At 60.7% G+C, this 6,750-nt stretch carries 15 protein-coding genes; 5 read left to right on the top strand and 10 right to left on the bottom strand.

Annotation, left to right across the window (positions count from 1 at the left end):
• Positions 1-187: 187 nt before the first annotated feature.
• Positions 188-388, top strand: a complete 201-nt coding sequence (locus QZ409_RS08440) for a hypothetical protein (RefSeq protein WP_296709335.1) — start codon at positions 188-190, stop codon at positions 386-388.
• An 8-nt stretch (positions 389-396) separates the two neighbouring features.
• On the opposite strand, the gene QZ409_RS08435 is transcribed toward QZ409_RS08440, so the two are convergent.
• The 4 genes from QZ409_RS08435 to QZ409_RS08420 form a co-directional block, all read right to left on the bottom strand.
• Positions 397-1,017 (bottom strand): DUF488 domain-containing protein, encoded by a 621-nt coding sequence (locus tag QZ409_RS08435; protein WP_296709332.1) that lies wholly within the window; start codon positions 1,015-1,017, stop codon positions 397-399.
• 208 nt (positions 1,018-1,225) lie between these two features.
• On the bottom strand, positions 1,226-1,672 hold the full coding sequence (locus tag QZ409_RS08430; protein WP_296709329.1) for a CBS domain-containing protein: 447 nt from the start codon (positions 1,670-1,672) through the stop codon (positions 1,226-1,228).
• Between the two features lie 94 nt (positions 1,673-1,766).
• Positions 1,767-2,261 (bottom strand): DUF6522 family protein, encoded by a 495-nt coding sequence (locus QZ409_RS08425; RefSeq protein ID WP_296709325.1) that lies wholly within the window; start codon positions 2,259-2,261, stop codon positions 1,767-1,769.
• Positions 2,262-2,347: 86 nt separating this feature from the next.
• Positions 2,348-2,656, bottom strand: a complete 309-nt coding sequence (locus QZ409_RS08420) for a hypothetical protein (RefSeq protein WP_296709323.1) — start codon at positions 2,654-2,656, stop codon at positions 2,348-2,350.
• Between the two features lie 184 nt (positions 2,657-2,840).
• Between QZ409_RS08420 and QZ409_RS08415 the strand changes: the two genes are divergently transcribed.
• The 3 genes from QZ409_RS08415 to QZ409_RS08405 all read left to right on the top strand — a co-directional run bounded on the left by QZ409_RS08415 (position 2,841) and on the right by QZ409_RS08405 (position 4,106).
• Positions 2,841-3,377 carry a hypothetical protein gene (locus tag QZ409_RS08415; RefSeq protein WP_296709319.1) on the top strand — a complete coding sequence of 179 codons (537 nt, stop codon included), beginning with the start codon at positions 2,841-2,843 and terminating at the stop codon, positions 3,375-3,377.
• A 30-nt stretch (positions 3,378-3,407) separates the two neighbouring features.
• Positions 3,408-3,716 (top strand): DUF2249 domain-containing protein, encoded by a 309-nt coding sequence (locus QZ409_RS08410; RefSeq protein WP_296709315.1) that lies wholly within the window; start codon positions 3,408-3,410, stop codon positions 3,714-3,716.
• Between the two features lie 72 nt (positions 3,717-3,788).
• Positions 3,789-4,106, top strand: a complete 318-nt coding sequence (locus QZ409_RS08405; protein WP_296709312.1) for a hypothetical protein — start codon at positions 3,789-3,791, stop codon at positions 4,104-4,106.
• 65 nt (positions 4,107-4,171) lie between these two features.
• Here the strand turns inward: QZ409_RS08405 and QZ409_RS08400 are convergent, their stop codons facing one another.
• The 6 genes from QZ409_RS08400 to QZ409_RS08375 form a co-directional block, all read right to left on the bottom strand.
• On the bottom strand, positions 4,172-4,600 hold the full coding sequence (locus tag QZ409_RS08400; RefSeq protein WP_296709310.1) for an Rrf2 family transcriptional regulator: 429 nt from the start codon (positions 4,598-4,600) through the stop codon (positions 4,172-4,174).
• A 142-nt stretch (positions 4,601-4,742) separates the two neighbouring features.
• Positions 4,743-5,090, bottom strand: coding sequence for a carboxymuconolactone decarboxylase family protein (locus tag QZ409_RS08395; RefSeq protein WP_296709306.1), 348 nt, complete (start codon positions 5,088-5,090; stop codon positions 4,743-4,745).
• Positions 5,091-5,141: 51 nt separating this feature from the next.
• Complete coding sequence (locus QZ409_RS08390) at positions 5,142-5,387, bottom strand: hypothetical protein (protein ID WP_296709303.1); 246 nt, start codon at positions 5,385-5,387, stop codon at positions 5,142-5,144.
• On the bottom strand, positions 5,384-5,701 hold the full coding sequence (locus tag QZ409_RS08385; protein WP_296709301.1) for a metal-sulfur cluster assembly factor: 318 nt from the start codon (positions 5,699-5,701) through the stop codon (positions 5,384-5,386). The genes QZ409_RS08390 and QZ409_RS08385 overlap by 4 nt, the downstream gene beginning before the upstream one ends.
• Entirely contained in the window at positions 5,698-6,240 is a 543-nt protein-coding gene (locus QZ409_RS08380; protein ID WP_296709300.1) for a DUF2249 domain-containing protein, read from the bottom strand. The genes QZ409_RS08385 and QZ409_RS08380 overlap by 4 nt, the downstream gene beginning before the upstream one ends.
• A gap of 10 nt (positions 6,241-6,250) precedes the next feature.
• Complete coding sequence (locus QZ409_RS08375) at positions 6,251-6,556, bottom strand: hypothetical protein (RefSeq protein ID WP_296709297.1); 306 nt, start codon at positions 6,554-6,556, stop codon at positions 6,251-6,253.
• Between the two features lie 26 nt (positions 6,557-6,582).
• Here QZ409_RS08375 and QZ409_RS08370 point away from each other — a divergent pair.
• Positions 6,583-6,750 (top strand): helix-turn-helix domain-containing protein (locus QZ409_RS08370; RefSeq protein WP_342394829.1); only part of this gene is annotated, 168 nt, incomplete at its 3' end.

Below are 6,750 nucleotides of genomic sequence, written 5' to 3'. Positions count from 1 at the left end.
TGGCGAAATGGCCTTCACAGACTTCGGCATCGAGAACCTGATCGATCTCATCAAAATCCACAACGACGATCCGACGATCCTGGCGAGGCGGTCGCGCTGAATCCGGCTGCCTGCGCCTGCGTGCTACGCCGGATGGATACCCGGCTCGGGCCTATCGGTCTGTTGAGCGAACTGGTGAGGATGCGCTATGGCTTTCCATACCGTATCGGTGGACCAGCGCATTCCCGGAGCGAGGCTTCCTTTCGAAATGGCGAAAGACGGCATCGCCAAACGTCTTCGCGCCGCCGTCGAGGAAAAGGCCGTTCGGCAATATGTCAGTATTCTCGCGGCACAGGCCGACATTCAAGGCGTCGATCTCGACGCCGCGCAAAATCCGTTGTTGCAGTAGCGCGGACGCTACACTGGATAGGTGATGCGCGTCTCTTCGACATGTGCAAAAGGCGTGATCTGGTGAAATCGGCAGCTTGTTTCCGATAGGATATCGACGACCGGAATTCCGCGAACGCTCAGCGCGTCGGCGACCAGGGAACGGTGGCATCGCCAGGGAACGGCTTCTGCACACATGATCGCAATTCGCTGCTCGCGGCTAAAGCCGACGAGCCGTTCGAGTCCCTCGGCAAAGGCCGTCGTCTGCATGTAATCGGCGAAACCCCGAAAGCTCATATTGCGCCAGCCGGTGTTGGGCGAGTCCTTGTGAGCGTGGCGCAAGCCGCCGAGCGCGGCGAGATGGAGATAGTCGATCTTGCCTGCTCGCAGACTAGTGCTGAGCGCCTCGCCGTTGAACTGCGGATTGTGACGCGAGCGCGGCACGGAGCGGATGTCAACAAGACGTTCGACGCCGTAGGCGTTTAGCAAGGCGATGAAGCGTTCGGTCGGCAAAGTCGAGTGGCCGACAGTAAAGATCGCGCCTGTCGGCCACGCCGTCTCGGATGGGGACGAAACGCCGCTGCGCAGCGTTGACGCCAGCTTTGCTGAATCCGCGCCAACGTGGTCATCTTGCTGATTTCTCTCAGACATTGTTCCGCCGCGTGTCCATCGAGATGAAGATCGCCGCATGCGTGAACCATAACCGCGAAATGGCTATCGTGGTCCTTGTCGACCGATCATATTTCATGACCCGCTCGGCGTTCGAAAAGCCGGATCGCGTAAACTCCCGCGGCGACAGCTTCTCAAAGTCCGCCTGGAATAAAATAACGCATTCAGCAACCACGGCCGAACCGCCAAGTTAGTGATAACCAACACGCGTTATGTAATCTATCACGATTTTCTCCTCATATAGTGTTTCCGAAAGAAGCAATTCGAGAGCGTCACGCGCAGTCAGCAACCCTATTGGTTCGCCTTCGTTGTTGATGATTGGCACATCGACCAACCCGCGCTCATTCATCATCAACCAGACGTCGCGCAACCATTGTTCCGCACGACAGGAAATGACGTCGGCGCTCATGACGTACGCGCACTCGGCCATGCATGCGCAACCAGTGCAATCTCCGATTTGACGCACGATGTCGCCGCGGGTGAGAACGCCGACCATCGCCCCGGCGTTGTTGCAAACCACCACCATTCGTCGGCCCCCGTCAGCAAGCAATGAGGCGGCCTCCGTCAACCGGCGGTCAACGCCGATCGTCAGCAGCCGAATACGTGCGGCCGTCAACGCATCTTTGACCTGAAGCATCTTTGTCGCTCCTTTCACATTGATGATTGGCGCTCGTCTTGACTCCAAACGAGAGGGTTTTCGGTCCCAGCTGCACCCAAGTGCGGCAATTCGGCTAATCGCCGGGCCTGTGCATCGAGGCCGGCAACGGCCGTTCGCCGAAGTCGATCGAACTTTGGCGGAGAATACGCCCGTCGCGGTCGACACTCAGGCGGGCGCGGCGGTTCTGATAGAAAAAGCTCAACCGATATTGTCCGTCGTGAGCATCGACGCCACGCTCGCACATGCTTGTAATCGATCGTGCGCGCATCAAGGCTGGGACCTCCGCAGGCGGAATGTCCAGGAGGTCGCCAAGCAATTGGGCGTCCACGACGATCTCTTCGCCACGAATTTCGACGTTCATCTCGCGCTCCATCTGTGATCGCCGCCGCGCCGCCGGCGGATATTCATTTCGCCCCCGGTAGATCCGGGCAGGAGGATCGCTCGCTGGAAACGATTCCCAGGACGCCTGGCTGATGACGTCCCAATCGGCGCCTGCGTTCGCTTCGGCCGGGCGCGGCTCCTCGCCAGGTGGCGATGCCCGGAGTGCCGGCGTCTCTTGATGTTCCAACATGATCGCCTCCTTTCGAACGAGGATGGAGGGCGGCGCAAGGCGCCTAGCGCCGCGCTCGCCTTAGCCGGCGCCCGCCCGCGCCGTCAGGCCGTTTCGGCTTTGCGATGTGAAGCATTGCCGTAGCGGGCGAAATAGGCGGCTATCGCCGCCTCCTTGAGGCCGAGATCGCGGAAAATCTCGCGCGACATACGTCTTAGAATTTCGCCGTCCAGTTGGGCCATTCCGCCCTTCATCCTGGCTCTATCCGCCGCCGCGCCGTATCTCTTTTCGCTATTTTCCCGCGTGGCCTCGCCCGCCACGTCCGATTTCGTGGCGACGCCCCACAAGTGAGGCTCTGGCGCCTTGCTGGCGGTCGCGATATCGAAGGCTCCTTGCTTGAAACGTTCAAACATATCCGCGTCCTCCCAAAAAGAGATATTTATAATGCACCTTATAACGAGTGCTCCGCTATTTCAAGGGGAAGAGAGGCAAGATTGGGCCGACAATGGAAAGCGGCGAGGACCTCCCGGGCGCATGTCCATGTGCGAGCTTCCGCTCACCACCCGATAATGAGCCGCCTGACAGGCCATTTTTCTCTTGCGTCGCGCATGGCGTGCGATAAGGTATATAAGAAATATCTGTTTAAGCGAGGCCTCAATGTTTCACCAACCGAATCTCAACGATCAGCGGGCGTCCAAGCTCGCAATCAGCGCAATTCCAGAGCTTGAGACCTCCGCCGCGACGTCGAAGCCAAGAGCTTGGGCCGCTCGCGCGGAAATTTCCGTCGACGAACTGGCGTACCGCACCCTCATCGCTTTTCGTGAGCATTCGCACATCAACAACATCTTGACGCATATTTCCGGCGCCAATTGGCGGCGTGTCGAGCAGGAACTGCGCGCTATTTTCGATCCCGCGACCGAACCCGCCGGCTTGTCCGCTCTCGCGCGCAACATGCTTGACCTCATGTGCGCCGAGCGCGGCGTAACCGGCCGCATCTTGAAGCCTTTATTTAAGTCGTTCGTGCGCGGGCTGCTGGAGCGCGAGATTGCAGAACGGACGATCTGGCGCGTGTCGGCGCTGTATCGCGGCGTCGATAGAAAGGCCCGTGAGGCAATAGAGGCCGCCACAAAATGAATGCGCAATCGAGCCGTGCGGAGCCAAAGCATGCTGGACCGGGATCGAAATGAACGTGTCATCAAGGTCGCGGATATCGCCCCGCAATATCGGCACAAGGTGACCTTTCAGTTGTTCGAGCGCCTCGATCCGGAGCAATTGCTTCAGCTCGTGGTCGATCATGATCCAAGACCCCTCCGACTACAGTTGGAGGCTCGCCGTGGCGAACGCTGTGACTGGATGTTTCTGGAGGCGAGGCCCGACGTGTGGCGCGTGCGTTTGCAGCTGCGGAAATGTGGGGCGGGAAGATCATGCGGGAGCAGTCAGAAATCATTCTCGCCGCCGCCGCAACATGCATGAATGAAAGGATGTCGTCGCCAGAGAGCGAAGGGCGAAGGCCGACGATCCGAAAGATCAAACGGAGATGCCGCTATGCTGACTAACTCGCATGATTATTTGCGACCGGCCAATGAGGCCGAACGGATTTATCTTGAATCGCTGGTCCAAGAGGATTTTTCGTGGTGCCATCCCGGTGAAACGCTCGACGACCTTAGGCGCCGCGCGCCCTTTTCGAGGGAAGACCAGGGGCTTCTCCGTGAATGGATGGAGTTCGCCGCGGCGCGGGCTGCAATGCGTGGTGCCGCCGCTCCGGCCGGTGCGCCGCTTGCCGAGGCGGCTGAACAACGCCGTCCGGCCGGACTATCGCTGTCGTGCGCTAAGTTTCCTCAACTCGCCGCGCGCCAAGCTTGAGCGGGGCGCTTGCTTGACCGTTCGAGCGCGACAGCCCCACGCCAAGACGGCGGCGCCAAAGCGTATCAGGCGGCCGGCCGGATGCCGAAGTCTTTCGGCCTGAGCATCAGGTCGGCCAGCGTATATTTGTCGAGAACGGCATGGAACGCGTCCAGGCCCTCGTGAAGGATGCCGCGCATCCGGCAATGACGCGTGATGATGCATTGATTGCCGGGCGCGAAACATTCGGCCATGGCGAAATCGGGCTCAGTCGTACGGATGACATCGCCGAGGCGAATCTTCTCTGGGGGCAGCGCCAGCGTCAGACCGCCCATGCGGCCGCGCACCGCCTTCAAATAGCCGGCGCGCGCCAGCGTGTGTGCGACCTTCTTGACGTGGCCGAGCGAAATATTGAAGACCTCGGCTGTTTCTTCAATCGTGATCAGACGGCCCTCTTGCGCCGCAGCGTACATCAGCAGCCGAAGAGCATAGTCAGTGAATGTCATCAGTCGCATGATTGCTCCTTGCGAAAGCGCCGACCGAGATCATTTTGCGGCATATTGCGCCCTTACGTGACGAAAGATATTCTTGCAATATCTCTTTTTCAAGCAAGCCGCGGCAGCGAGCGCCGGTCGAGCGCGAACGGCTGACCTACAGTCAGTCGCCCTTCGGCCGATCGGCTTCGTCCATCGTCGCCAAGGAAATCGCGCTGTGCGCATAGGCGGCGCCGGCTCGCATTTCCGCGGCGACCCAAATCGCCTCCATCAATTCCTCCCGCGTGGCACCGTGGCGCAACGCTGCCTTGGTGTGGCCTTTGATGCAATAGGGACACTGGGTGACGTGCGCGACGGCCACGGCGATCAGTTGCTTGGTTTTTGCAGGCAGCGCTCCGTCGGCGAAGACCTGACGGCTGAAGGCCTGGAAGGCTTTTTCGGCTTCGGGCGCGAGCGCCCGCCTTTTCTCGGAAATCTCGCGAGATGCAGGGGGATACAGGGACTCGGACATTTCAACACTCCTTGATTGTTGGCGACGTCGCCAGACGTATGAATGACAATGTCAATCCACCTTTTGCAGCCGACGCGAAAGACGATGAAGCAGCGCGTTGAAGCGATGCTCGGCCGCGGGGGCGCAGCGGCGCAGAATGACACAAGCCGTGCCGGCGATCCTGCAAGCCGGATCGACCTCGCCCGCGTCGGCAAGCTTCCGCAGCGCGTCGAGCAGCAGGCCGACGACGGCGTCGTGCCCTTCACATCGCGACATGGTCGCGGAAGCCGGATCTGCCGAAGACATTTCCTGCGTCACCAGCCGCCCCCCAAAATGTCGTTCGCAACGGCGCTCATCATGTCGGGAGACCATGGCGGATCGTAGGTGAGTAGAACGTCGACGCCTTGCACGCCGGCGACGGATTGCGCCGCCTCGCCGGCGCCCTCCCAGAGATAGTTCGTTGCCGGACAGCCTTTTGTCGTCGTCGTCATCGTGATCCTGACGATTCCGCCTTCATCGACCGAAATGTCATAGATGAGGCCGATGTCCACGATATTGAAGCCGATCTCCGGATCGATGACTTCCCGCAGCGCTTCGCGCACGCCCTGCACAAGATCGTTTGCTTCGCTCATGCCGCGGCCTCGCTGTCCACGCGTGCGCGCACCAGGAGCCTGTAGGACCTCCCGTCCGGCTCCGCCGCGCCCCGCCAGTCGTGGCCGCGTTGGCGCAGTTCGGGGAACAGAAACAAGGGTTCGCGGCACAGGAGAGCCGACAAGACCTCGCCGGGTCTCATCTCCTCCAGCGACGCCAGCACGCGCACCATCGGTTCGGGCGGGTCAAGATCCCGCAAATCCTCATGGAACAGCGGCTCCGGCCACGCCTGGGCGGTGAGGCCCGCCGAAGGCCGAGGCTGTTCGCCCGGACCTGCGCCGCTCGCGGAATCGGCGCGCGTGAAAAGGACTTCCCAGTCGCCGTCGCCAATTTCCCGGGCGGCATGATCGAAGCCTTTTCGCGCGAGCGTCCGGTAAAGCGGAACCGGTTCGAATGTCGCCAGCAGCCGCAAGGATCGGCTGGGCGCCAGTCCATCAGCCGCCTGCATGATGTCGGCGAAAGGCTCTCCGCCGGCCCGCAGAATCGGCCGCAAGTCGAGTTCATAGGGATCAAGCGCCATCGACGTCTCCTCAAGGTTGTGAAGATTGCAGTTTGGGAAGAAGCAGCCTCGGCCGCGCGTCGGCGTCCTTCGGCAGCATTGGCTTCGACACGAAGCGCAATGTGCGGATTCGCACGAATTCGATGCAGATCTGGACTGTGGCCGCCAGCATCGCTCCGGCGGCTGCGAATTCCGATTCAATCCGGCCACCGATTCCGATTTGAAGCCGGCCGTGATTCCGATTTGATGTCGGCCACCATTCCGAAATGAAGCCGGCCACCTGAGCCGATCTTTTGGCTCTCAAAGTTTGCTCCCCGCAGGTCAGCAACTGCGGCATTCCAGTTCGTCGATGATCGACGGGAGATGGGAATGCCGGCGAAGCGGGAACTGAGCATGCGACAATTGCGACACTTGTTACGGCTTCACCACGACGGGGTGAGCGCGCGCGAGATCGGGCGGCGTCTCGGCGTGGCGCGCAGCACAATCCAGGATTATTTGAAACGATCGGCGGCTGCGGGGCTGGAATGGCCG

The sequence above is a fragment of the Rhodoblastus sp. genome, from assembly GCF_019449565.1.
Taxonomy (GTDB): Bacteria; Pseudomonadota; Alphaproteobacteria; order Rhizobiales; family Beijerinckiaceae; genus Rhodoblastus.
This window is presented reverse-complemented; position numbering and strand designations above follow the sequence as displayed.

What these genes read in the sequence shown, in the direction of transcription:
- QZ409_RS08430 (WP_296709329.1), bottom strand. Translation starts at nt 1,672, where the DNA reads ATGCTTCAGGTCAAAGATGCGTTGACGGCCGCACGTATTCGGCTGCTG.
- QZ409_RS08375 (WP_296709297.1), bottom strand. Translation starts at nt 6,556, where the DNA reads ATGCCGCAGTTGCTGACCTGCGGGGAGCAAACTTTGAGAGCCAAAAGA.
- QZ409_RS08400 (WP_296709310.1), bottom strand. Translation starts at nt 4,600, where the DNA reads ATGCGACTGATGACATTCACTGACTATGCTCTTCGGCTGCTGATGTAC.
- QZ409_RS08380 (WP_296709300.1), bottom strand. Translation starts at nt 6,240, where the DNA reads ATGGCGCTTGATCCCTATGAACTCGACTTGCGGCCGATTCTGCGGGCC.
- QZ409_RS08435 (WP_296709332.1), bottom strand. Translation starts at nt 1,017, where the DNA reads ATGTCTGAGAGAAATCAGCAAGATGACCACGTTGGCGCGGATTCAGCA.
- QZ409_RS08395 (WP_296709306.1), bottom strand. Translation starts at nt 5,090, where the DNA reads ATGTCCGAGTCCCTGTATCCCCCTGCATCTCGCGAGATTTCCGAGAAA.
- QZ409_RS08410 (WP_296709315.1), top strand. Translation starts at nt 3,408, where the DNA reads ATGCTGGACCGGGATCGAAATGAACGTGTCATCAAGGTCGCGGATATC.
- QZ409_RS08440 (WP_296709335.1), top strand. Translation starts at nt 188, where the DNA reads ATGGCTTTCCATACCGTATCGGTGGACCAGCGCATTCCCGGAGCGAGG.
- QZ409_RS08420 (WP_296709323.1), bottom strand. Translation starts at nt 2,656, where the DNA reads ATGTTTGAACGTTTCAAGCAAGGAGCCTTCGATATCGCGACCGCCAGC.
- QZ409_RS08405 (WP_296709312.1), top strand. Translation starts at nt 3,789, where the DNA reads ATGCTGACTAACTCGCATGATTATTTGCGACCGGCCAATGAGGCCGAA.
- QZ409_RS08385 (WP_296709301.1), bottom strand. Translation starts at nt 5,701, where the DNA reads ATGAGCGAAGCAAACGATCTTGTGCAGGGCGTGCGCGAAGCGCTGCGG.